The 23,409-nt window shown below is 64.9% G+C and carries 27 protein-coding genes and 1 tRNA gene; 19 read left to right on the top strand and 9 right to left on the bottom strand.

The features are described 5' to 3' along the window. Nucleotides 1–100 precede the first annotated feature (100 nt). The 3 genes from AB8717_RS04385 (at nt 101) to AB8717_RS04375 (ending at nt 2,554) form a co-directional block, all read left to right on the top strand. Nucleotides 101–931 carry an outer membrane protein gene (locus AB8717_RS04385; protein WP_443749810.1) on the top strand — a complete coding sequence of 277 codons (831 nt, stop codon included), beginning with the start codon at nt 101–103 and terminating at the stop codon, nt 929–931. A 533-nt stretch (nt 932–1,464) separates the two neighbouring features. Further along, on the top strand, nt 1,465–2,019 hold the full coding sequence (locus tag AB8717_RS04380; protein WP_443749809.1) for an RNA polymerase sigma factor: 555 nt from the start codon (nt 1,465–1,467) through the stop codon (nt 2,017–2,019). After that, nucleotides 2,006–2,554 (top strand): cupin domain-containing protein, encoded by a 549-nt coding sequence (locus AB8717_RS04375; protein WP_443749808.1) that lies wholly within the window; start codon nt 2,006–2,008, stop codon nt 2,552–2,554. Before AB8717_RS04380 ends, AB8717_RS04375 begins: the two co-directional genes overlap by 14 nt. An 86-nt stretch (nt 2,555–2,640) precedes the next feature. Here the strand turns inward: AB8717_RS04375 and AB8717_RS04370 are convergent, their stop codons facing one another. Continuing rightward, a complete protein-coding gene (locus AB8717_RS04370; RefSeq protein WP_443749807.1) occupies nt 2,641–3,123 on the bottom strand; it encodes a hypothetical protein in 483 nt (160 codons plus the stop codon). After that, nucleotides 3,123–3,710, bottom strand: coding sequence for a HupE/UreJ family protein (locus AB8717_RS04365; protein WP_443749806.1), 588 nt, complete (start codon nt 3,708–3,710; stop codon nt 3,123–3,125). Before AB8717_RS04365 ends, AB8717_RS04370 begins: the two co-directional genes overlap by 1 nt. 80 nt (nt 3,711–3,790) lie before the next feature. On the opposite strand from AB8717_RS04365, the gene AB8717_RS04360 reads away from it, so the two are divergent. Further along, nucleotides 3,791–4,687, top strand: a complete 897-nt coding sequence (locus tag AB8717_RS04360) for a DUF4198 domain-containing protein (protein ID WP_443749805.1) — start codon at nt 3,791–3,793, stop codon at nt 4,685–4,687. A 68-nt stretch (nt 4,688–4,755) separates the two neighbouring features. Here the strand turns inward: AB8717_RS04360 and AB8717_RS04355 are convergent, their stop codons facing one another. From AB8717_RS04355 to AB8717_RS04340, 4 genes are all read right to left on the bottom strand, one after another. Continuing rightward, nucleotides 4,756–5,001 (bottom strand): hypothetical protein, encoded by a 246-nt coding sequence (locus AB8717_RS04355; protein ID WP_443749804.1) that lies wholly within the window; start codon nt 4,999–5,001, stop codon nt 4,756–4,758. 12 nt (nt 5,002–5,013) lie between these two features. Then, nucleotides 5,014–6,618 (bottom strand): DUF4331 domain-containing protein, encoded by a 1,605-nt coding sequence (locus AB8717_RS04350; RefSeq protein WP_443749803.1) that lies wholly within the window; start codon nt 6,616–6,618, stop codon nt 5,014–5,016. A gap of 81 nt (nt 6,619–6,699) precedes the next feature. Continuing rightward, on the bottom strand, nt 6,700–7,467 hold the full coding sequence (locus AB8717_RS04345; protein ID WP_443749802.1) for a hypothetical protein: 768 nt from the start codon (nt 7,465–7,467) through the stop codon (nt 6,700–6,702). 445 nt (nt 7,468–7,912) lie between these two features. Continuing rightward, nucleotides 7,913–7,989, bottom strand: a tRNA-Arg gene (locus tag AB8717_RS04340). 194 nt (nt 7,990–8,183) lie between these two features. Between AB8717_RS04340 and AB8717_RS04335 the strand changes: the two genes are divergently transcribed. Further along, on the top strand, nt 8,184–9,950 hold the full coding sequence (locus AB8717_RS04335) for a gamma-glutamyltransferase family protein (protein ID WP_443749801.1): 1,767 nt from the start codon (nt 8,184–8,186) through the stop codon (nt 9,948–9,950). Continuing rightward, nucleotides 9,947–10,660, top strand: a complete 714-nt coding sequence (gene cobB, locus AB8717_RS04330; RefSeq protein WP_443749800.1) for a Sir2 family NAD+-dependent deacetylase — start codon at nt 9,947–9,949, stop codon at nt 10,658–10,660. The genes AB8717_RS04335 and cobB overlap by 4 nt, the downstream gene beginning before the upstream one ends. A gap of 59 nt (nt 10,661–10,719) precedes the next feature. Here the strand turns inward: cobB and AB8717_RS04325 are convergent, their stop codons facing one another. Continuing rightward, nucleotides 10,720–12,333 carry a sensor histidine kinase gene (locus AB8717_RS04325; protein WP_443749799.1) on the bottom strand — a complete coding sequence of 538 codons (1,614 nt, stop codon included), beginning with the start codon at nt 12,331–12,333 and terminating at the stop codon, nt 10,720–10,722. Nucleotides 12,334–12,511: 178 nt separating this feature from the next. On the opposite strand from AB8717_RS04325, the gene rpmH reads away from it, so the two are divergent. The 11 genes from rpmH (at nt 12,512) to AB8717_RS04270 (ending at nt 21,100) form a co-directional block, all read left to right on the top strand. Next, complete coding sequence (rpmH, locus tag AB8717_RS04320) at nt 12,512–12,652, top strand: 50S ribosomal protein L34 (RefSeq protein WP_192621029.1); 141 nt, start codon at nt 12,512–12,514, stop codon at nt 12,650–12,652. A 137-nt stretch (nt 12,653–12,789) separates the two neighbouring features. After that, entirely contained in the window at nt 12,790–13,161 is a 372-nt protein-coding gene (gene rnpA / locus AB8717_RS04315) for a ribonuclease P protein component (RefSeq protein WP_443749798.1), read from the top strand. Next, nucleotides 13,158–14,987 (top strand): membrane protein insertase YidC, encoded by a 1,830-nt coding sequence (gene yidC, locus AB8717_RS04310; protein WP_443749797.1) that lies wholly within the window; start codon nt 13,158–13,160, stop codon nt 14,985–14,987. Before rnpA ends, yidC begins: the two co-directional genes overlap by 4 nt. Then, on the top strand, nt 14,984–15,643 hold the full coding sequence (gene yihA / locus AB8717_RS04305) for a ribosome biogenesis GTP-binding protein YihA/YsxC (protein ID WP_443749796.1): 660 nt from the start codon (nt 14,984–14,986) through the stop codon (nt 15,641–15,643). Before yidC ends, yihA begins: the two co-directional genes overlap by 4 nt. Before the next feature lie 5 nt (nt 15,644–15,648). Continuing rightward, entirely contained in the window at nt 15,649–16,221 is a 573-nt protein-coding gene (locus AB8717_RS04300; RefSeq protein WP_443749795.1) for a hypothetical protein, read from the top strand. A 90-nt stretch (nt 16,222–16,311) separates the two neighbouring features. Continuing rightward, nucleotides 16,312–17,571 (top strand): ROK family transcriptional regulator, encoded by a 1,260-nt coding sequence (locus AB8717_RS04295; protein ID WP_443749794.1) that lies wholly within the window; start codon nt 16,312–16,314, stop codon nt 17,569–17,571. Between the two features lie 53 nt (nt 17,572–17,624). Continuing rightward, entirely contained in the window at nt 17,625–18,557 is a 933-nt protein-coding gene (argB, locus tag AB8717_RS04290) for an acetylglutamate kinase (RefSeq protein WP_443749793.1), read from the top strand. 224 nt (nt 18,558–18,781) lie between these two features. Next, on the top strand, nt 18,782–19,429 hold the full coding sequence (locus tag AB8717_RS04285; protein ID WP_443749792.1) for a pyrimidine 5'-nucleotidase: 648 nt from the start codon (nt 18,782–18,784) through the stop codon (nt 19,427–19,429). An 87-nt stretch (nt 19,430–19,516) separates the two neighbouring features. Then, nucleotides 19,517–19,873, top strand: a complete 357-nt coding sequence (locus AB8717_RS04280) for a hypothetical protein (RefSeq protein WP_443749791.1) — start codon at nt 19,517–19,519, stop codon at nt 19,871–19,873. Then, nucleotides 19,870–20,712 (top strand): DUF2145 domain-containing protein, encoded by an 843-nt coding sequence (locus AB8717_RS04275; protein WP_443749790.1) that lies wholly within the window; start codon nt 19,870–19,872, stop codon nt 20,710–20,712. Before AB8717_RS04280 ends, AB8717_RS04275 begins: the two co-directional genes overlap by 4 nt. A 13-nt stretch (nt 20,713–20,725) precedes the next feature. Beyond that, nucleotides 20,726–21,100, top strand: a complete 375-nt coding sequence (locus AB8717_RS04270) for a hypothetical protein (RefSeq protein WP_443749789.1) — start codon at nt 20,726–20,728, stop codon at nt 21,098–21,100. Nucleotides 21,101–21,103: 3 nt separating this feature from the next. Here the strand turns inward: AB8717_RS04270 and AB8717_RS04265 are convergent, their stop codons facing one another. Together AB8717_RS04265 and AB8717_RS04260 are read right to left on the bottom strand one after the other, a co-directional pair. After that, nucleotides 21,104–21,577: an SRPBCC domain-containing protein gene (locus tag AB8717_RS04265; RefSeq protein ID WP_443749788.1), complete on the bottom strand. Its 474-nt coding sequence runs from the start codon at nt 21,575–21,577 to the stop codon at nt 21,104–21,106. After that, nucleotides 21,531–21,920 (bottom strand): ArsR/SmtB family transcription factor, encoded by a 390-nt coding sequence (locus AB8717_RS04260; RefSeq protein WP_443749787.1) that lies wholly within the window; start codon nt 21,918–21,920, stop codon nt 21,531–21,533. The genes AB8717_RS04265 and AB8717_RS04260 overlap by 47 nt, the downstream gene beginning before the upstream one ends. A gap of 112 nt (nt 21,921–22,032) precedes the next feature. Here AB8717_RS04260 and dapD point away from each other — a divergent pair, with 112 nt between their 5' ends. Next, nucleotides 22,033–22,881 carry a 2,3,4,5-tetrahydropyridine-2,6-dicarboxylate N-succinyltransferase gene (gene dapD, locus AB8717_RS04255; protein ID WP_443749786.1) on the top strand — a complete coding sequence of 283 codons (849 nt, stop codon included), beginning with the start codon at nt 22,033–22,035 and terminating at the stop codon, nt 22,879–22,881. A gap of 4 nt (nt 22,882–22,885) precedes the next feature. Then, nucleotides 22,886–23,374, top strand: a complete 489-nt coding sequence (locus tag AB8717_RS04250) for a DinB family protein (protein WP_443749785.1) — start codon at nt 22,886–22,888, stop codon at nt 23,372–23,374. The last annotated feature ends 35 nt before the right edge of the window (nt 23,375–23,409 follow it).

Genomic DNA, 23,409 nt, shown 5'->3' with positions numbered 1-23,409 from the left:
GATGGCAAGGCTATTTTCGCTTGTGACAGGCTGCATCCGAAACCCGTGCCGGCCCGTAATGCCGTGTGATGATTCTCCTTTTTGCAGCGGGGTAAATTACATGAACAGGTTTTCGATCGCGGCCGTCCTGGCCGCCGCAACGGGGTTGGCCGCGGGCACGGTCTCGGCGCAGGACTGGACTGGCGGCTATATCGGCCTGAGCGCCGGGGGAAACACGACCCATCACCACGGCGACGGGATCGCGTTCGACACCAATCTCGACGGCAACTACGGCGACACGGTGCCGAACGGGTCCGGCGGCGACGCCTTTTCCGCCGGGGCCTGCTCGGGCAACGCCCAGGGCAGGATGCCGTCCGACGGCTGCACCAAAAACAAGCACAAGGCCAATGTCGGCCTGCGCGCCGGTTACGACTGGCGCATGAACGACATCGTCTACGGGGTCGTCGGCGAGGTCGACAGCGTAAAGATCGAAGACAGCGTTTCGGCCTTTTCGTCCGAACCGAACGCCTACACTTTCAGCCGGAAGGTCAAGACTCTGTCGGCCCTGCGCGGGCGCGTCGGCTATGCGTCTAACGACTGGCTGACCTATGCGACGGCCGGCTTCGTCTGGGCCGACGTGCGGCACGAATTTGCCACCACCAACAATCTCAATACGTTTACTGCCGGAGACTCGAAGAGCCATGGCGGCTATCAGGTCGGCCTGGGCGTCGAAAAGTCCATGGGCGATGCGTGGCGCGTCGGCCTTGAATACCTGCACACTTCGCTGCGCGACCCCAGCCCGGTCGTTCGCGCGGGGCCGAGCCCCAGCACCTTCGCCTCCAACCTCTTCCTGGCAACCAATCCCCAGGGAACGGATATGAAGCGCGGCAGCGATCGCTTCCGCAACGACAGCGTTCTGGTGACGGTGACCTACCGCTTCGGCGCCCGCTGACCCAGACGCAGACACGACGGAAACCGTTTTCGGCCGCGCCGAACCTGGCTCCGGCCAAATCCCGCGACCACGTAAAGGTTCAGATCCGGATTGCATTTCCTTTTAAAACTAAGGGGTGCTCCGAAATAATTTCGTCTTCCGGTAATCCTCCACGCACCCCGGCACGTATCTGATCAGCCGTCCCCACCGACGGCATCGATAGTCCGAAGGCGTCTTCGTCGCGCTGCGGCCCTTGCAAAGGGACGAGACGGCTTCGAACGAATCGGGGTGCGGGAGGTCCCCCTCCCGTACATCCGAAAAATGCGGATCGGGGGCGAGTGCGATGGTACCGGATATGGCCTTAAGACGGCTGATATTGCACGTGTTATCGGGAGTACCGGTGGACAAGACCGGCACCGGCTGCGGCCATCCCCGATACAGAGCATTGAATCCTTACGGCTATTCCCCGGATATCTTCGATTGGGACCGGGAGACAGATAATGATCGGCGTGTTGGAAGTTTTGGAACAGCCGCCGTCAGGCATAAGGCCGGACGTGTCTGAACCCGCCAGCCTCAATATGCTGCTTGAGCGCGTCGCGGAAGGTGACAAACCAGCGCTCAAGAGCCTTTACGGCCAGGTCGCGGCACGGTTGTTCGCCGTATTGCTGCGCATGGTCAATCGGCGCGAGGTCGCCGAAGACCTGTTGCAGGACGTCTTCGTCACTGTGTGGCGCAAGGCGCACCAGTTCGACGCACGGCGGGGCAGCGCCGAGGCCTGGTTGTTTTCGATGACGCGGCGCAAAGCGATCGACCGCCTGCGCATATCCTACCGCGAAGTGGTCGGGCGCGACGAAGACATCGCGATGCTCGAGCCGTATTCCGATGGCTATGGTGGCTGGCACGATACCGAGACACACATGACCATCCGGGCGTGCCTCAAGACCTTGCGGCCGGATGTTCACCGGGCCTTGCAGTTATGCTACACCTATGGTCTGACGCATGAGGAACTGGCGGCCGAAATGAAGGTGCCCGTCGGTACCGCCAAGAGCTGGGTCCGCAGGGGCCTGGCGCAGATAAGAGACTCCCTGAACGGACATGGACCCACATGACGATCTTCTGGCGGCGCGATACGCCCTTGGCGTCGCCGACCTGGCGGAGATTGTAGCCGTCGAAGCGCGTATGGACGCCGACGCGGCGTTTGCCGCCAGGGTCGATTTCTACGACGACCGCTTCTTTCCCCTCGCCGACGCCGACGATGCCGTCGCCCCTCCCCCCGGACTCTGGGACCGCATCGAACGCGCCATAGACGACGACGAACGCTCGCCGCGCACGCGCACGATCCGCGGCGCCGACCTGGCCTGGGAAGCCTTCCTGCCGGGCATAGAGCGCAAGGTTCTGTTCGCCGACAAGGCCGCCGGCAGCAGCGGCGTCCTTTACCGCGTTGCCCCGGGCGCTCGCGTCATCGACCATTGCCACGGCATCGTGGAGGAGTGTCTGGTGCTGGAAGGCGAGATCGAGGTCGACGGCATCACCGTCCGGGCGGGCGACATGCATATGGCGTTTTCCGGCGCGCGCCATGGGCCGATCACCAGCCCGCGCGGCGCGCTGGTCTATATCCGCGGCGACCTGCAAATACATCTTTAAGCAGCTCAAACGCCGCATGGCTCGCCGCATGAGCGGCGGCGGGCAGTCGCCCTTGCCAACGGCGATTAAATCAATCGCCGTTGGTGTCAATCCATATGGTCGGGCTTGTAGCCCGGCGTCGGCACCAGGTTGAGCGCGAATTCGAGCGCGGCGATGGCGATCAGCCAGCTTGCTACAACCTTGACCCCGATACCCCAGCCGCGCCGCACCAGAAGCCGGCCCGGTATGACCAGAAGCACCACCGGCAGTGCGAAACCCAGCGCTACGAACCCCTGGCTGACGTGCGTCGCCAGGCCTTGCCACAGGCCCGCATCGGCGGCCAGTACAGCGGCGATGATGATATTAAGGCCGCCCTTCAGATGCACCGACGCGGCGATGACCGCGACGCTGAGCCAGCAGCCAGCGAAGACGATGTCGGCGGACAGGCCGGGCAAAGGGATCAATGCGACGGCAACCGCGACCGCAGCCATGACGGCGGCCGAATTACGCGCGGTCCGGCTGGGCGTGAAGCTCAGGGCCATGCCGACGGCGGCAGCCAAAAGGGCGTCGGGCAGGACAGCGCCGCGCATCAGGCGAAGGCCTGGAACAGGAAGACGCAGCCGGCCAGGCCGATGGCCGTGCCCAGCGCCCGGATAAGGTAGCGGCCCTTGAAACGTCCGCGATCAATGTCGTTTATGAAGCCGATGCCGATGCCGCACAGGTGCAAAAGCCCGGTCGACAGCACGAAGCCTATGCTGTATCCGACCGGATCGGCCGCCGACGGCAGTTCGCGTCCGTGGGCGTAGCCGTGGAAAATGGCGAAGACGGCGACGATCGTGCAGGCCAGCCAGACCGGCGCCTTGTACTCCATGGCGATCACGACACCCAGCACCAGCACCGAGGCGGCGATGCCCAGTTCCGTTCGCGGCAAGGGCACATGCGCTATGCCGAGGATGGCGCCGACGACCATCATGCCGGGGAAGATGACCGGCAGCGCGACGAGCAAAGGCCGGCGCAGGATTGCGCCCCACAGGCCGACCGACACCATGGCCAGCAAGTGGTCCCAGCCGCTCAACGGATGCAGGAAGCCCGACACGAAGCCGCCGGGGAGTCCGGTGCCGGTATGGGCCTCGGCCGGCGCGGCGAACACCAGCAACGCTGCGACGGCGGCCAGCACAATCAGAATATTTTCCCGGTGATGCGGCCGAACGCCCGCCTCGTTCGTATCAGGAAGCGAACGAAAACGAGGGCTGACTGATGACATTCAAAACTTCCGGCGCTGGGGGTTCCAACATCTATACGCGCGCCGGCCGCCGGGCGATGAGTCGCTTTCGGATTTTTTGCCTTGCCGCGGGCCTGCTGGGCACGCCTCTTGCCACCCAGGCCCACGATTTCTGGCTGCAACCGGTCAATTTCCAAATCGCGCCGGGCGGGACGACAACCATGAGCCTTCAGGTCGGGCACGGCGCCGACCGGCAGAAATCGCTGATGACGCCTGACCGGGTGACGCGTTTCGACAGCATGGGCATGAATACCGGCCGCGTGGACCGGCGCGGCGAGCTTCGCTTGGCGGACGCCAACGCCGACTCCGTCTTGTCGTTTCCGAAGGCCGGGCTTCAGGTCCTCTCGTTCGCTACCAACGGCACCTACAGCGACCTGCCGGACATCCGTTACAACGACTATATCCGCTTCGAAGGGCTGACCCCGGCCATCGAGCTGCGCACGCGGACCGGCACGACGGGCACGGACGGCAAGGAAATCTACAGCCGCCGCGCCAAGGCCCTGATCCAGGTCGGCTCTTGGTCGCCCAAGGACGATGTCGCTGCCACAACCGTTGTCGGACTGACCCTTGAGATCGTGCCGGAACGCAATCCCTATGGCCCGGACTTCAAGGGCGCACTGCCCGTCCGCGTCTATTATTACGGCAAGCCTCTGCCGGGCGCGACGGTCATGATGAACAACCTGCAATTCGACGGCCGGCCGACGCAGATCATCGTCACCGACGCCGAAGGCCGCGCCACCGTCAACGCGCCACGCACGGGCGAATGGCAGGTCAATGTCGTGTGGACGCGCCCCATCCAGGGCGACCCGAAAGCCGATTTCGAAACGACGTTTTCAAGCCTGACCTTCGGTTACGCCCCAGGAAGCCATTAAAATCCTGGCCCGTAAAACGCAAAAAGACCCGCATTCGCCTGAATGCGGGCCTTTTTAGTATGTGGTCTTCAGTGCACGGCTGCCGGCGTCGCGGTCGGATCGGGCGGCACGACATCCGACGCGCTGACCGATGCCGGGGCCGAGTTCGGATCGGCCTTGAAGTCGGCGGCGAACTTGTCCCCGAACTTGGTGTTCGAGTCGGTCGGCGGTGGCGGCGTGCTGATCGACGTGGACGAACCGCCGCTGCCGCCGCCACAGGCGGTCAGGCCCAAGGTAAGGCCTGCTGCCAGGGTGAGGATTACGAGCTTTTTCATAACCGCATACTCCTACCGGTGCGCCGACAGGGGCGAACCCGGCAGAGGATCGTTCAGATAGGGGAACGATGCCTGCAGGTCCGTGGCATGGACCGGGGCGCCGTCGGTGAACTGCACGTTGCCGACGGCCGCATCCGAGGGCTTGCACAGGCCGAGGTCGGTGGCATGCCCGTTGATCGGCACGGGATAGCACAGCCGGCCCATGGCGACGCGGAGTGTGATATCGACCGTATCGTCGCCCGGCCGGCGTCCGTTCGGATACCCCGCCAGGTCGTCGCCGGCAACACCGAACGTGCTTTGCGAGGCGCGCGGCGTCACGGCCACGGCTGTGTTGAGGCGCAGTTCTTCAGAGGCCGTCACCGTCTTCTGCTGGTTGAGGCCCGTGAACCCCGTCAGGAAGGTGGCGACCAGGTCGGCACGCGGGAAGTTGGTCGGGGCCAGGTCGGCGATATTGGTGTGCAGCGTGGCGTTGACCGGGGCCTTGAACAGCAGGTTGAGAATCGCCGGGAAGGTCGGGTTGGTGACGTAGTCGCCGAACTGGGCGTCGCCCGACGGTTCCGACGCATTCCACTTGTCCTTGTCCGGCAGGCCGATGACCAGCTCGTTGACCAGCGGCATGCCCAGGCGCGACACCTGGGTATAGGCGCCGCCGGACACCGTCGGCTGCTTGTAGGTCGGATTGGGATCGACCAGACGTGCCTGCGGCAGGCTGGCCGTCGTCCAGCCGCCGATGACGCCATTGCCCGAGCCCGTAAGACATGAGATCGGCACTTCCAGCGCAAGCGTCGTGACGTTCTTCTTGCCCATGACCTCGTCATTGACGTGGCTTTGCGTGATGCCGCCGGGGAAGCCGCCGCCGTCACCGGCGCCGGGCGCACTGTCGCCTTCGATCGGCACGAAATTCACCAGGTCGAACACCGATCCGAGATTGACCGCGAAGGCGTCGGCGCGCTGACCTGCGAAGACGCGGCCCGGCGTCGAGCAGCCCGGGATGTTGACGGTGTAGATGAACTTGTTGGCATAGGTATGGTAGTCGGGCAGCGTCTTGTTGCCGGCATTGTCGAACGGCTTGGCGAAGGTCGTGCCGCCGCCCGTCGCATTGGTCACCGCGGCGCGCGTGCCGGAATGACGGTCGCCGGTGATCATCGTCACCGTATAGGCCTCGGTTTCGCCGAGCGCCGGATCGGTCGGCGCAGCGCTGATCTGACCGGCGGCGCGCACGGCGATGGCATTGGTCTTGCCGCCGACGCTCAGCGTCACGCCCTTGTCGTTCACCAACGTGTTCGTGAACTTGAACTGAAAGGTGATGTGGTCCTTGGCGTCGCCCATATTGTCGACGTGGATTTCATAGACCGCGTCGGGGTCCATGGTGAAATAGTTCGGTCCGCCGCCCGGATCCTGCAGGCCCTGATAATTGGCCAGGAAGGTGACGTAGGCTTCACGGCCGGGCTCATAGCTGCGGAACATGTAGAAGTCCGTGCCGTCGACCTTGGGCGACTTGGTGATGCCCGGCGCTTCGCGGTGGCTTGAAGCGAAGACGGGCGCCGTCGCGGCCAGCAGGCCGATTACGCTTGCACTTGTCAGGATGGCCATGCCACCGCGTTTCAGATTCCTCACTTCAAACCCTCCTGATCGCGCCTGCGATCAACATATCGATTTCATTTTTCGGCCCTTATTTCGCCTTACGGGCCGGCCGGCCTATCTGGATGCAAGGCCGCCCAAATAATTGTCGGCGACAACGGCACCGGACATAGGCGCGATCAGGTCGCCCCACCGCCATTCGCCCGACCCCACGGCCAGGACGACGGTCGTGCGGTTGTCCGGAATGAAGAAAAGCGCCGGACCGTGATTGGCCACCGTCAGGCAGTCCGGACGCGCGGCGCCGACGGCCTTGGCGAGTATGGCGCGCAGCAGGCCCTTGCCACCGCTCAGCGAATCTTCCGGCCATTCCCCGTCCCAGAGATTGACGGCGTTGGCGACCGAACGCTGGGCGGGCGGCATGTCGGCCAGAGCCTGCTGCACCACGGGACTTCGGGACAGAAGATCGGCCATCATGCCCGTCAGGTTGCACGGCTGGTCGGGCGCGCCCTCAGCCATCACGGGCTGGAACCCGTCGAGCGCCGCCGTTTGCGCCTCGGTAAGCTGCGGCGTCCGGTCCGGCGGACTGGATGAGGCCGGATCGTCAGGGGCAGCGGCCTGTGTTCCGGTCGGGCTTTCCGGAGGGCGACTGCGCGCCTTGGGAGCGACTGCATGGGTGGCGGGGGCTGGCGCGCTCGGCTCCATCTCGACCAGACTCGCCAGGACGACCTGCCCCTCCATCCCGGCGTCGGCGCCTTGCACCGGTTGCGGCCGCCAACATAGCAAAGCCAGGGCCAAGGCATGACCCGCGATAACGCCGGCGACGATGGCGGTCTGACGGAGGCTGCGCCTGCCGGGCTTCGGAATTTTCGGAAACGGCCGGACCATGGAGACACGACGCTGGATGAGAGGAAGCGAACCCGCTGTCCCCCTTACGGGCCGCATCGGAAAACGGATGCAGCGTGGGTCGTTGTTGCGTTTTATCCCGCGTGGAAAAGGCTCAGCAGCATTTTCGGGCTGTCGTTGGCGATATTGAGCGAATTAGTAGAATAAGGGCGAATATAAGCGAATAGGGGACAGCGAATAGGGGACAGGAGCAATATTCCCCGGACTTCCGCAACATATCAATTGCACAATGCGCAGTGCCGACGGTTAAGTGGAGCCCGTGGACGGGGAGCGATTGATGCGCGCCGTTTTACGGTCGCGCACGCCTTCGGGGCGCCTTCGGCGTCAGCCGCCCTTTCGGGTCGGTCACGAACGCATGCGTTCGAACCGATCCGATGTGATAGCCAAACAAAAACCCCCGCCGAAGGGGCGGGGTTTTTTGTTTGGCTGGCGCACTCGGAGCGATTCGAACGCCCGACCCTCAGATTCGTAGTCTGATGCTCTATCCAGCTGAGCTACGAGTGCCTGTTGCCAGTATCGCGGCCGGGAAGGCCCGGCAGCGAGGCGGGGACCAATAATCGACCTTCCCCGCAATGGCAAGCCGAATACGCGCTTTTTCCGGAAAATTTCTCGAAACCTGTTGATTACCCACGCCCGAGCCGTTTCAACTCTGGCCGCGCGCGGCAATCCTCCCCATCTTGCCGTGCGAGGAGTTGCCCATGTTTCGCCTGATCCTGCCCGCCGCCGCCCTGACGCTTGTGGTTGCCCCCATCGCCGCCGATGCCAGGCCCCATCACCATGCGGCCGCCCGCCCCGTCACCGGCCCGGTCGAGCCCCTGATCGCCGCAGCGGAACCGCTGGCCGTCCAGGCCGGCATGGATGTGCTGAAGCGCGGGGGCACGGCCGCCGACGCCGCCGTCACGCTGCAAACCGTGCTGGGCCTGATCGAGCCGCAAAGCTCCAGCCTGTCGGGCGGCGCCTTCATGCTCTATTACGATGCGAAGACCGGGCAGGTCACCGATTACGGCGGCCGCGAGACCGCACCCAAGGGTGCCACGCCCGACATGTTCCTCGGACCGGACGGCAAGCCCCTGCCCTTTGCCAGCGCCGTCGTGTCGGGCCGCGCAACCGGCGTGCCGGGCGCCATGTTCATGCTGGACCGGGCGCAGAAGGACCACGGCAAGCTGGCCTGGGCGACGCTGTTCGCCACCGCCGAAGGGCTGGCGGACAAGGGCTTCGCCATCACGCCACGCCTCGGCAACTACCTGCAAAATGTCGACTTCGCCGAAAAGCATACGCCCGACTTCATCGCCTATCTCGGCGACGGCCAGGGCGGCTTCCGCAAGGCCGGCGACATCATCAGGAACCCCGACTACGGCCGCTCGCTCAGGGCCTTCGCCACGCAGCGCGGCGACGCCCTGCGCAAGGGCTATCTGGCCGAGGCCATCGTCAAAAAGACCCACGATGCCCCTCTGCCCGGCACCATGACCGTCGCCGACATCGCGGCCTACAAGGTCAGCGTTCGCACATCCCAACCCTATGCGTCGACGACGGCCTATGCGACCAAGCCTCTATGCGTGCCCTACCACGTCTATATCGTCTGCACGAACAATGTGCCGTCGGGCGGCGTCGCCTTGCTGCAGGGCCTGCGCATAGCCGAAAAGCTGCCCTTCGCCGAATGGGGCGCGCACGATCCGCGCTCGTGGCAGGCCCTGATCGAGACCGAGCGGCTGATGTACGCCGACCGCGACCAGTATGAGGGCGACACATCGCAGTTCATGGCGATCGAAGGTCCCTATCTCGACACCGGCTACGCCGCCGCGCGCGCCGCCACCATCCAGATCGGCCAGGTCAATCCGGCGCCGAAGGCCGGCACGCTGCCGATGACCGCCGGGCCCGACAGGACGCCCGAGCCCGGCGGCACGACGCACTACGTCATCCGCGACACCTGGGGCAATGTGGTCAGCATGACGACCACGGTCGAAAGCTTCTTCGGCACCGGCCGCATGGTCGGCGGCTTCTTCCTCAACAACCAGTTGACCGACTTCTCGTTCAGTCCCGTGATGCCCGACGGCCAGCCTGCCGCCAATGCGGTGGCCCCCGGCAAGCATCCGCGCTCGTCCATGTCGCCCGTCATCGTCTTCGCCCGGGATGGCAAGACCGTGGTCGCCGCCGTGGGGTCGCCCGGCGGCTCGGCGATCCTGGGCTATAATCTCAAGGTCCTGATCGGGCTGCTCGACTGGCGGCTGCCCATGCAGCAGGCCATCGACCTGCCGAACGTCATCGCGCGCGGCGACTCGATCCGCATCGAACAGGATCGTATGGAACCTGCCGTGTGGAACGCCTTGACGGCGATGGGTTACAAACTGACACCCATCCAGGGCGAGGAATCGGGCCTGAACGGCTTCATCCTGCCGGGAGACGGTACGGTCAACGGCGGTTCCGACCCGCGCCGTGAAGGCGTCTTCGTACGGGGCTCGCAATGAATTCCATTGTTATCCTGACGGGCGCCGGTATCTCGGCCGAGTCGGGCGTGCCGACCTTCCGCGCCTCGGACGGGTTGTGGTGCGGCCACCGCGTCGAGGACGTCGCGACGCCGGAGGGTTTCGAGGCCAATCCCGCCCTGGTCCAGGATTTCTATAACGAGCGCCGCCGGCAGTTGCGCGAGGTCGCGCCCAATGCCGCGCACCGGGCGCTGGCCAGGCTGGGGGTCGAATGGCCGGGCGATGTGCTGGTGGTGACGCAGAATGTCGATGACCTGCACGACCGGGCGCACGCCGAGGTGCCGGAGACCGAAGGCTTCGGCCTGATCCATATGCACGGTGAGCTGTTGAAGGCGCGTTGCACGGAAACCGGCCAGGTCTGCGACTGGCGGGACGATATCCGGCCCGATACGGTGTCGCCCTTTTCCGACGATGCGACGCTGAGGCCGCATATCGTCTGGTTCGGCGAAATGCCGCTGGCCATGCACGTCATCGAACGCGCTTTGGCGAAGTGCAGCCTCTTCGTCTCGATCGGGACTTCGGGCAATGTCTACCCGGCGGCAGGGTTCGTCTCGGCAGCCCGCCGCGCCGGCGCGCACACGGTCGAGCTCAATCTCGAGCCGTCATTGGGGCAGTCGCTGTTCGAGGAACGCCACTATGGCCCCGCGACGGAGATTGTGCCGGCGTTTGTGGAGCGGTTGTTGTCGCGCTGAATTGCACCTCCCCATCGCCCTACGCTAAACTTCGGGCGACAGGGACGTAAAAGAGGTTCTTAGCCCCTTCCCTTCAACGGCAAGCGCACTTCGAACGCGGTCCCTTCCGCGCCCGTATTGGCCAGGCGGACATCGCCGCCGTGCAGTTGCGCCAGCTCGCGCCCGATCGCCAGGCCAAGGCCCGTGCCGCCCGGCGTGTTCGAAGCGCTGAACGGCTGGAACAGGCGCTCGCGCACCTTTTCCGGGATGCCCGGGCCATTGTCGCTGACGATCAGGATGACGTCGTCGGCCGTCTTGATCGCCGTGATCGTCACCCGGCCCAGCGTCCGGCGGTTGGGCTGGAGCTCGATCGCCTGGCGGGCATTGCGCATCAGGTTGACCAGCAGGCGGTGCAGCTGTTCCGGATCGGCTTCGAGGAAGAAGCCGCGCGGCGCTTTCAGCGAAAAGCGCACGCCCTCGCCGGCCGAGCCCGGCAGGCACAGGCCCGAATCCTCGGCGGCGGCCTCGGCCGCATCCTTCAGCCGGACGATCTGGATGCTGGGCGGGCGTTCGTCGCTCTTGCCGTAGGTCAGCACATTGGTGGCCAGCGACAGGGCGCGGTCGAGCGCCCGTTCCAGGCGCGGCAGGGCCTTGGCGACCCCTGGATCTCCCGAGGCTGCCGCGATGCGGTCCGACGCCATCTGCGCCGAGGTCAGCATGTTGCGCAGGTCGTGGTTGATCTTGGAAACGGCCTGGCCCAGCGCCGCGAGGCGGGCGCGCGAACGCAGGGCGTTGCGCACCTCTTCCTGCATCGACACCAGTTCGCGCTCGATCTGCCCGATCTCGTCGGCGCGGCCCGATACGTGCTGCGTGCCCGATCCGCTTTCCGGATTGGCCTTGAAGCTGGAAATGGCGTCGGTCATGCGGCGGATCGGCCGCACGACCAGGAAGGACAGGCCGGCGAAGACCAGGATACCGGCGGCCAGCGAGATGCCGAGCGAAGTGCGCACCATATTGCTGAGACTGGCCTTGAGATGGTCGCGCAACGGCTTGGCCGGCACCACGATCTCGATCAGGTCGTCACGCCGGATGTGAGGCTGGGCCTCGACGTGGATCAGGCGCTGCGACGGCTCGAGCAGGGTGCGCCACGGCGCCCACAGATAGACCAGGTCGCGGCCGATATTCTTGTGCGCACGCCTGAGGTCCGTGACCTCGTCGGGCACGGTCGTGGCATAGTCCCACAGGCGATAGGTCGGTACGCCGCCGTTGATAATGGCCAGGTACTGCACGCCGGCGCTCTTGCGCAGCTGGGCGGACATGACCTGGGTGACAGTCTTGGTCTGGGCGGTGTCGAGCGCCTGCGAGGCGATTTCGGCGCGCACGACACGGTCGTTCAGCCAGCTTTCCTGTTCGATCGCCATGCGCGGCACCAGGATGATGACCTCGACGATAGCGACGAAGATGGCGGTGGCGATGAACAGCTGCCCCGACAGGCTGAAGACGAAGCGGCGGCCCAGTTCCAGCCCCTCCAGCATCAGGCGCAGCGCGACCGAGGCGAATCGCCGGGCGGTAGACCCCAGCTTGCGCCCATAGGCCGCCACGTCGGCCGCCCCGACGCGCGCGGGCGCAGGGGCGCGAACCGGCTGGCTTGCGCGGGCGGGCGGGCGGTCATCGGGCTTGCCAGGATCGAACACCTGAACTCCTTCGGCTGGCGCGACTACACGTCCCATTATATATAGCAGAAATGCGGCTTAAAAAGTGCAAATGCGATTGACAAGGGGCCGCGCCTTGGCTAATCACGCGCCTCTTTACGATTTTCGCGTCCCCATCGGCTTTAGATGACGGTCGCAGACCAACCTATCGGAGCCCCAAATGGGAACGAAACGTACCTATCAGCCGAGCCGCCTGGTGCGCAAGCGCCGCCACGGCTACCGTGCCCGCATGGCGACTAAGAACGGCCAGAAGGTCGTTGCCCGTCGCCGCGCCAAGGGCCGCAAGCGCCTGACCGCCTAACAGCGTCTCACGCCAACGCATTCGAGAAAGAGCCCTTAAGTCGCTTAAGGGCTCTTTTTCTGTATCTGCGGCTTGCGTAACGCCGGCTTCCCCCACATTTCCCCCGCACCATGACCGATGCCCCAAAAATTGGACGGATGACTGTCCGCGCCGAGTTCCTGAAGGCCGCGAAAGCGCCCTATCAGGCGCGCGGCGCCGTCGTCGTCCAGGCGCGCAACCGCGGCGAGGGGGATGAAATGCGCGTCGGGTTCACGGCAACGAAAAAGATCGGCGGCGCCGTCGTTCGCAATCGCGCCAAGCGCCGCCTGCGCGAGGCTGCGAGAGCATTATTGCCGCTGCACGGCCTGCCCGGCCACGACTATGTCTTCGTCGCGCGCGCCACCACGGTCGAGCGCGACTGGGCGGGACTGCTTGACGATGTCAAAGCGGCCCTGATAAGGCTGTCGCGCCCTAAATCGACCCCAACTTCAAATACAGACACGGCTTCACGGGAAAAGACTGTTCGATGAACGACACCGCCAACAACAAGAATATGATCTTTTTCCTGATCTCCTGCATGGTTCTGCTGTTCGGGTATCAGTTCTTCATCGTCAAGCCGCAGCAGGAAAAGGCCCAGAAAGCGCAAGCCGCGGCGGCTTCGGCCTCATCCAGCTCGCAGGCCGCGGGGCTTCTGCCCTCCGCCGTGCACCTGACGCGCGACCAGGCGCTGGCGCAATCGCCGCGCGTCACCATCGACACGCCGTCGGTCAAGGGCTCGATCGCGCTCAAGGGCGCCGTCATCGACGACCTTTACCTCGTCAAGTACAAGCAGACGACCGAAAAGGGCTCGCCAAACGTCGAGCTGCTGTCGCCCGCCGGCACCGAGACCGCCTTCTATGTCGACAGCGGCTTTTCGGCGCAGAACCTGCCGAATGCCCCGACCGTCAACACCGTGTGGACCGCGGCCCCGGGCAGCGTGCTGTCGGTCGGCCATCCGGTCGTGCTGACCTATGACAACGGCGCGGGCCTGAAATTCACGCGCACCCTGTCGATCGACGACAACTACATGATCACAGAGGCCGACCAGGTGACGAACGCCACGGCGCAGGCCGTCGCGCTGGCGCCCTACGCCCAGGTCGTGCGCTACGGCATTCCGTCCTATGCCAACCACGACGCCTACGTCCATGAAGGCGCCATCGCCACCTACAGCCTGAAGCCCGGCCAGTACATTACCAAGCAGTCGCGCTATCGCGACCTGGCCGACGGCAAGAAGACGCTCAGCGATTCGTCGACGGGCGGCTGGTTCGGCATCACCGACAAGTACTGGATGACGGCCGTCATCCCCGACCAGACGCTGAACGCCAAGTTCACGGTTCAGAACCGCGGCGACAAGCAGAAGCCGATCTTCGCCACCGGTTACATGGCCGCGGCGCCCGTCACCATCGCCCCCGGCCAGACCTGGTCGACGCAGTCGCATATCTTCGCCGGCGCCAAGCAGGACGACATGCTGGCCGCCTACGCCAAGTCGCTGAACCTGCCTCTGTTCAACAAGGCGCTCGACTGGGGTTCGCTGGAATTCATCACCCACCCCTTCTTCCTGCTGCTGACCTGGCTGTATTCGATGGTGCACAATTACGGCCTGGCCATCCTGTGCCTGACCGTCATCGTCAAGCTGGCCTTCTACCCGCTGGCGCACCGCTCGTACGAGCAGATGACAAAGATGAAGCACGTCCAGCAGCGCCTGCAACCCAAGCTCGACGCCATCAAGAAGCGCTTCCCCGACGACATGCAGAAGCAGCAGGAAGCGACGATGCAGCTGTACCAGGAGGAGAAGGTCAATCCGATGGCCGGCCTCGGCGGCTGCCTGCCCATGCTGCTGCAACTTCCCGTCTTCATCTGCCTGGTCAAGGTGCTGCAGATGGATATCGGCCTGCGCCAGGCGCCGTTCTTCGGCTGGATCCACGACCTGTCGGCGCCCGACCCCAAGACGATCATGAACCTGTTCGGCCTGATCCCCTATACGCCGGCCACGGTTCCGTTCATCGGCGGCTTTCTCGACGGCCCGCTGCACGTCGGCCCCGTCGCCATACTCTACGGCCTCAGCATGTGGGCCAGCCAGAACTTCACGCCGATGTCGGGCATCGACCCGATGCAGAAGCGCATGATGGCCTTCATGCCGCTGATCATGGTCTTCTTCTTCTCGCAGCTGGCTATCGGCCTGATGATCTACTACTTCTGGTCCAACCTGCTGACCATCCTGCAGCAGTACACCATCATGCGCCGCATGAAGGTCGACAACCCGATCGACGACCTGATCGCGAAGATCACCGGCAAGACCGAAAAGAAGGTCGCGTGACCGAAGACGCCCCGCAATCGCCCGACACCATCGATGCCGAGACCCTGGAACGGGCGCGCGTGCTGTTCGCGCGCCCGGCCAGCTTCGTCATGGGCGCCGCCAAGATCGTGCAACTGCCCGACACCAGCCTGCCCGAAGTGACCTTTGCCGGCCGCTCGAACGTCGGCAAGTCGAGCCTGATCAACGCGCTTGTGGGCCAGAAGCACCTGGCGCGCGCCTCGAACGAGCCGGGCCGCACGCGCGAGGTCAACTTCTTCCTGGTCAACGACGCCCTGCACCTGGTCGACCTGCCGGGCTACGGCTGGGCCAAGGCCTCGAAGACCGAGGTCAAGAAGTTCCAGAACCTCGGCCGCGATTACTTGCGCGGCCGTCCGAACCTGCACCGCGCCTATCTGCTGATCGACGCGCGCCACGGCCTGAAGGCCGTCGATGCCGAGCCGATGGACGCGCTCGACGGCGCCGCCGTCAGCTACCAGATCGTCCTGACCAAGGCCGACAAGATCAAGCCGGCCGAGCTGGAAAAGGTCAAGGCCGCCACGGCGGAGGGTATCCGCAAGCGCCCCGCCGCCCACCCGGTCGTGCTGGCGACCTCATCGGAAACAGGCCTCGGCATTCCGGAGCTGCGCGCGGAAATCCTTCGCGTCTGCGGACTGTAAGTCCCATGGGTCTCGAAGCCGAAAGCGACATCGAGACCGCCGGCGCCACCCATCGCGTCAAGGCTCTGCTGGAATCGCACGAACTGATCGTGCGCGGTGACCTGCGCGGGACGTTCAGGCTGAGCGACATCACCGACGTCATAGCGCGCGACGGTGCCCTGCATTTTACGCATGACGGCACCGGATACGCCCTGCGCCTGCCTCGCCCCGAGACCTGGGCGAAGAAGATGACCACGCCGCCGCCGTCCCTGGCGTCGAAACTGGGCCTCTCACCGGACGCACCCGCCTTCGTCATCGGCGCCGTCACCGACGAAGCCATGGCCGCCGCGCTCGACGGCCGCATGGCCGCCAGCCTGGACGCCGCTGCCCAGGTCGTCATGATCGCCGAAACCCCTGAGGCGCTGTCCGATCCTGGACAGCTGCCGGCGCTGCCCGTATGGATCGTCTATCCAAAGGGGGCGAAATCCTCCCTGCCCGAATCAGCCGTCAGGGCGCATATGCGGGCTGCCGGGTGGTCCGACACCAAGACATCGGCCGTTTCCGGCCGTTTTACGGCGTTACGCTTCCACAGGCGATAACGTTGTCATAGGCAAAATTCGCGGATTACCTGTGGATTTCGTGTCACAACTCAGACATCATGGCCGCTCGGGGAAGCGGGCAGACCAGGCATGACCACCACGCAGAGGAATGGCGCGCAGTTCCGGCGCAGCAAGACGGTCCACGCCGAAGAACGTGAGGCGCCGAGCTTTTCCGGCACCAATATCGTCGTCGCCGGCGACCACAACCGCCGCATCACGCTGCAGGCCATCCGCGCCAACGGCCCGGTGCGCCGCTCCGAACTGGCCCGCCTGACCGGCCTGACCCCGCCCGCTGTCTTCCGCATCACCAACACCATGCTCGACGAAGGCCTGGTCCACGTCGCCGGGCGCGTCGTGCCGCCGCGCGGCAAGCCGGCCAACAACCTGGTCATCAATCCCGACGGCGCCTTTGCGCTGGGCCTCAATATCGACCGCGACCACCTGACCATGGTGGCGCTCGATTTCGCCGGCCAGACCCGCGCCCGCGTCAGCCGCGAGATCAGCTTCGCCGATCCATTTCAGACCGAGCAGTTCATAGAAGGCGCCGTGGCCGAAATCCTGAAGCCGGGCATTATCGACAGCACGCGCCTGATCGGCGTCGGGGTCGCCATGCCGGACGAGCTGGGCAATATCTCGTTGGAAGGCCAGCCGCCGCTCTATCACGAATGGAACCATATCCGCATCGAGGACGTCATCGCACGCCAGCTCGACGTCCCGGTCTTCGTGGAGAACGACGCGGCGGCCGCCGCCATCGGCGAGCTTCATTTCGGGCATGGGCTCAAGGCCAGCTCTTTCTTCTACGTGCTGATCAGTGCGGGGCTCGGTGGCGGCCTTGTCATCAACGGCCAGTATTTCCGCGGCGCCCATGGCCGCTCGGGCGAAATCGGCTTCCTGCCGCGCTTCCACCCGTTCCGCTCGCGCCACAACGAGCCGGGCAAGACCCTGGGCAGCGCCATCCTGCTCAACGGTCTCTACCAGCAACTGGCGGAGGCGGGCATCCACGTCGATTCGCCGGCAGGCCTCGACGGTCTGAACGAAGCCGGCCAGACCTGCGCGGACGCCTGGCTCGATCAGACAGCGGAATATCTCTATCCCCCGCTGTTGACCCTGATGTGCGGCATCGACCCGGATGCGGTCTTCATCGGCGGCCGGCTGCCGGAAAGCCTGGTCGATCGCCTGTGCGACCGCATCAACATGAAGCTGTCGATGAACATGGACTTCACCTGGGAGCGCCCGCCCGTCGTACGCGCCGCCATGGCCGGCGACGCGGCAGCCATCGGCGCCGCCATCCTGCCGTTCAAGGACCGCTTCCTGCCGGCGGACAGCCGCTCCAGTCTGGTGTCTGGATAAATTTTCACAAAAAGCCAATGTACAGCGGCGCGTGTGTGCGCTATGGCGCGCGCATGACCGATACGCCCTACACGCCCGAAGAAGAAAAAGGCTGGGCCACCGCCAAGACGCTGGCGGAAGCCCTGCCCTATATCCAGATCTACGACCGCGAAATCGTCGTCATCAAGTACGGCGGCCACGCCATGGGCGAGGAGGCGACGGCCAAGCTGTTCGCCTCGGACATCGTGCTGCTCAAGCTGCTGGGCATCCATCCGGTCGTCGTGCACGGCGGCGGGCCGCAGATCTCGGCCATGCTGGGCCGCGCCGGCGTCAAGTCGACCTTTATCGACGGCCTGCGCGTCACGGACGACGCCACGATGGAAATCGCCGAAATGGTGCTGTCCGGCGCGGTCAACAAGGAAATCGCCAACTGGATCACGCGCGCAGGCGCCGAAGCCGATGTGCGCGGCGTCGGCCTGTCGGGCAAGGACGCCGGTCTGATCACAGTCGAGAAAGCCACGCGCACCAAGAAGGATCCCGACTCGATGATCGAACAGGTCATCGACCTGGGCTATGTCGGCGAACCCCGCCGCGTCGACGACAAGCTGCTGCGCACGCTGATCGATGATCCGAACCACGACTACGTGCCGGTGATCGCGCCGATCGGGGTCGCCGAGGACGGGCTGACCTACAATATCAACGCCGACACGGTCGCCGGTGCGGTGGCGGGCAAGCTCGACGCCAAGCGCATGCTGTTGCTGACCGACGTGGTCGGCGTGCTGGACGAGAACAAGGAACTGATCCGTCAGCTGACCCTGTCCGAAGCCAAGGGCCTGATCGAGTCGGGCGTCGCCTCGGGCGGCATGATCCCGAAGCTGGAGACCGCCATCGCCGCCGTCGAAGCCGGCGTCGAAGCCGTGGTCATCCTGGACGGCCGCCGCCCGCACGCCATGCTGGTGGAGTTGTTCACCGAACACGGCGCCGGGACTTTGATCAAGGCTGATTAAGTAAGAAACCCCACCACCACCCTACGCTAACGCTCCGGGCGGTCCCCCTCCCCATTCCTTCGGAACGGGGAGGTACAAGTAAGCGCGGTTTCGTCCCCTTATACCTCCCCGTTTTCGCAGAAAATGGGGAGGGGGACCGCACGACTGAAGCGATGCGTCAGCATCGGTGAAGGAGATGTGGTGGTGGGGTTTCTTGCTTGAGCCTCACACTCAGAAAGCCAACCATGCGCCCCGACCTCGCCCATATCACCACCTGGCTATTCGACCTCGACCACACCCTCTATCCATTCGAGGCCAATGTCATGTCGCTGGTCGAGCAGCGCATGTCGGCCTTCGTGGCGCGCGAAACAGGCCTGCCGCCGGAAGAAGCGTTTCAACTGCAGAAACGCTACCTCAACGAACACGGCACGACCCTGGCCGGGCTGATGGCGCACCACAATGTCGAGCCGCGCCGCTTCCTCGACGAAGTCCACGACGTGCCGCTCGACGACCTGCATCCCGATCCGGAACTCAATGCCCTGATCGCCGCCCTGCCCGGCCGCAAGGTCGTCTTCACCAATGGCGACGAAAAGCACGCCGTGCGCCTGCTGAAGAAGCTGGAGATGACCGAGCTGTTCGACGGCCTGTTCCACCTCGAACACGCCAACTATGTGCCCAAGCCCAATCTCGTCACCTTCGAACTGATGATGGCGGCGCACCTGGTCAGCCCGCGCGACACGATCTTCTTCGAGGACAGTCCGCGCAACCTGAAACCCGCCCACGGACTGGGCATGACGACGGTGCTGGTCGGCCCGCACGCCGCCGCCAATCTCGACACCTTCGTCGACCACCGCAGCCCGTCGCTGAAGGCCTTTTTGTCCACTCTGAACTGATCACGTTAACGTCAACGTAAATCCGCTTGACTCCGCCAAAGTGTTGAACGATGTTCACATGAACATTGTTCACATATGGAGGGTGAGATGGACAAGGCGTATCTGATGGTCTCGGCAGCGGTTCTGACTTTGGCGGCGCCAGCCGCCTACGCGCAGGACAGCGTGGCCAATGTGTCGAAGGCGGTCGGCGATTCCGCCGCCGCCACGGCCGAGTTGTCCGAAGCCGGCGTGAAGCTGACCGTGGGCGCCGTATCCGTGCCCGTGGTCGCCGTCGGCAGCGTAGCCGCAACCACCGGCATCGTCCTGACCGATGCCGGGCTGGACAGCCTGAAGTTCGCCAATTCGCCGCTTGAAATCTCGCCCGAGACCGTGGTCGCGCAGCCCGCGCCGCGCGTTCCCCATGACGCCCAGGCCCCCGCCCCGCAGAAGAAGACCCGGCCATGATCCGCGCCGGGCTGGCATTCCTGGCCCTGGCGGTGGCCTTTCCGGCTGCTGCCAATGACGCCCCGCATCCCGTTCCGGATTCCGGCCTGAGCGGGCGGGCGCCGGCGCCGCATTTCACCGCGGTCGAGGCGGCCGGCTTCGCCAAGCAGATCGAGCGCGACCTGGGCGCCCATGGTGCCCGCGTCGCCATCGTCTTCCGCACCGGCAAGCTGCGCAAGGACCTGCCCGAAGGCATCGCCTATACGCACGCCGCCTTCTGGGTCTATAGCGACATTACCGGCGGCGACGGCAAGGCCTATAAGGGCTATGCGTCCTACAACCTCTACCAGGGCGACGGAAAGACGCTGCCAGCCGACCAGTCCTACCTGGCCCAGGACTATCCGCTCGACTTCGTCAGCGGCGACCAGGCCGACGATGTCGCCATCATCATTCCGACACCGGAAATGCAGCGCCGGCTGCTGGCCGTCATCCAGTCGCCCACCTATGCGAAGCTGCATGTTCCCAGCTATTCACTGGTATCGAGCCCGTTCGACGCCCGCCACCAGAACTGCACCGAATTCGTGCTGGATGTCATTTCGTCCGCGACTTGGGAAACCGACGACTACGCGCAGATCAAGGCCGATCTCAGGGCCTGGTTCAAGCCGACCGTCATCCACGCCAACCTGTTCCAGCGCGTCTTCGGCCCCATGGTCGATCCGCGCCTGAAGATGGACGACCAGGGCGACGAGATCGAGACCGTGTCTTACGAGAGCATGGCCGCCTTCATGCGCCGCTACGACCTGATGAGCGAGACCTATGTGCTGAACCGCGCGCCGGCCACCGTCGCCGTCGCGCCTTGATTGGGGGAATAGGATGAAAGCCTTTATATTCGCGGCAGCCGTGTCCGCGGCTCTGATTGCGGGCCAGGCGTCCGCGCAGACCATGGTCGATAACGAAGCCAGGGCGACCGGCGACGTGGTCGTCGCCACCGGCCGGTTCGCCGAGGCCAGCGGCAAGCTGGTCATCGGCGTCCTGGCCCTGCCGGTCATCCTGGCGGGAAAGGCGGCCGAGGCTGTCGGCTCGGGCGTCAGCCAGTCCGGCGAAGCCGTGCTGGGCGAGGCCAACGGACCGCTGGCCATTGGCGGCGATCGGTGGAATGACCGTGACAGCCGCCGCGACGACGGCGGCACGGTCGTGGTGCAGGACGACCGGGACCGCACCTGGCATCCCGATCGCCACGACTGGTAGAGTTTACGCCGTCTCGAACAGGGCCACCAGCTGGTCCAGCGTACGGCCGGTGTCGCGGGCGACGCCCAGGCTCAGGAACTGCTCAAGATGGTCCGGCGACGCGCAGACGATCGCCACGGTGATTTCGGTCCGGCCAAAGCGTTCGACCAGGTCGACCGTGCCTTCGGCGCCCAGGGCGTCGAAGACCAGCCGCTCGGGCGCGGCGATCTCGCGATAGACGCCCGCAAAGGCATGGCCGTCGCCGTGGCTTTCATTGACGAAGCGAAAGGCGCCGCCCGGGCGCAGGTCGATCTCGCATTCGCGCAGCGGCGTCCCGTCCGGATCCCACCATTTGCTGACGATGGACGGCGTCGTCCAGGCTTCGAACACCTTGTTGGCGGGCGCCGCGATCGAGCGCCGCAGGCGGATGGTGTTCGTAGCGGTGTCGATCTCAGCGCCGGTCGGAGTCTTTGGCGGTGTCTTGGTCGCTTGTGTCATCTGCTGATCCATTCTGGCTCACGCCTGTCAGATAGTTTTCGAGATTGTCGAAGCGGCGATCCCATTGCTGGCGGAAGTCTTCCAGCCACTTCGACAGGGTTTCGACGCCTTGCCTGTTCAGGCGGCGCGGCCGGCGTTGCGCCAGTCGTCCGCTTTCGATCAGGCCGGCGTCTTCCAGCACCTTGAGGTGCTTGGAAATGGTCGGCTGCGTCAGATCGAACGGCTCCATCAGCTCGGCGACCGAAGCTTCGCCCGCGGACAGCCTTTGCAGCACCGCGCGGCGGGTCGGGTCCGCCAGGGCCGCGAAGCCCAGGCTGATGGGGTCGGATATGTGTTCTTTCATTGCCATTTAGCTATATTGCCAATTAGCGATGTAAGAGTCAATCACATTAATGACTTGATTAGACGAGGCTTGGTCCTTAAGTGCGGGGCGACTAAACGCCAAAGGAACTGCCATGTCCGACCTTGCCGCCTTCCGGGATGATATCGAAGCCGCATGGGAGGTTCGCGATACGCTGAGCCCGACCTATCAGGGTCCGGCGCGCCAGGCGGTGCAGGGCGTGCTCGACCTGCTCGATTGCGGCCGCTTCCGCGTCGCCGACAAGGTCGACGGCCAGTGGGTGACGCACGAATGGCTGAAGAAGGCCGTTTTGCTGTCCTTCCGCCTGAACGGCAACCAGCTGATGCACGCGGGCCAGGGCCTGTTCGAGCACGCGCCCCTGGGCCCCTTCTGGGACAAGGTGCCGAACAAGTTCGCGCGCTGGAACGCCGGCGATTTCACCAAGGCCGGCTTCCGCGCCGTGCCGGGGTCGATCGTGCGCCAGGGCGCCTATATCGCCAAGAACGTCGTGCTTATGCCGTCCTTCGTCAATATCGGCGCCTATGTCGACGAGGGCTCGATGATCGATGGCTGGGCGACCGTGGGTTCGTGCGCCCAGATCGGCAAGAATGTGCACCTGTCGGGCGGCGCCGGTATCGGCGGCGTGCTGGAACCCTTGCAGGCCTCGCCGACCATCATCGAGGACGACTGCTTCATCGGCGCCCGCTCCGAGGTGGCCGAGGGCGTGATCGTCGAGCAGGGTTCGGTGCTGTCGATGGGCGTGTACCTGTCGGCCTCCACCAAGATCATCGACCGCGCCACGGGCGAGATCTTCATGGGCCGCGTGCCCAGCTATTCGGTCGTCGTGCCCGGCTCGCTGCCCGATCCCAAGGGCGGTCCGTCGCTCTACTGCGCTGTCATCGTCAAGCGGGTAGACGCCAAGACGCGCGCCAAGACGGGCATCAACGAGCTGCTGCGGGACTGAGGATATGGACGCAGCGACTTTAGAAGCGTTGGCTGCGTTCCCCGACCGCCTGGAGGCGCATTATGGCGCCATTCCGGATGGCTATCAGCTATGGACACCGCCTTCGTGGGATACGTGCCCCAGCGAGCACTATTCGGCGCTGGAGCAGCTGTGTCATGTGCGCGATATCGAGATCGACGGCTACCATGTGCGGTTCGTGCGGATTCTGCGCGAAGAGCATCCGTATCTGCCGGGCATAGACGGCGACCGCTTGAAGGTCGAGCGCGGCTACGCCGATGCGTTCGCGCCGGATGTGCTGAAAGCGTTCCGCTTTGCGCGCGAAGAGACGCTGGAACTGCTGGGCAATGTGTCGCCGGAGCAGATGGAACGGACGGCCGAGTTCGAAGATTACGGTCCGGTGACGTTTCGGGCGTTGATCCATTATCTGTGCAGCCATGACCAGCAGCATCTGGCGGGGTTGCAGTGGCTGGCGGCGAAGGCGCTCTCCCGCTAATGGGGTGTGGGGTCCGTGACCCCACGAACCTTATC

Source organism: Asticcacaulis solisilvae (genome assembly GCF_052327315.1).
Lineage (GTDB): Bacteria > Pseudomonadota > Alphaproteobacteria > Caulobacterales > Caulobacteraceae > Asticcacaulis > Asticcacaulis solisilvae_B.
This window is presented reverse-complemented; position numbering and strand designations above follow the sequence as displayed.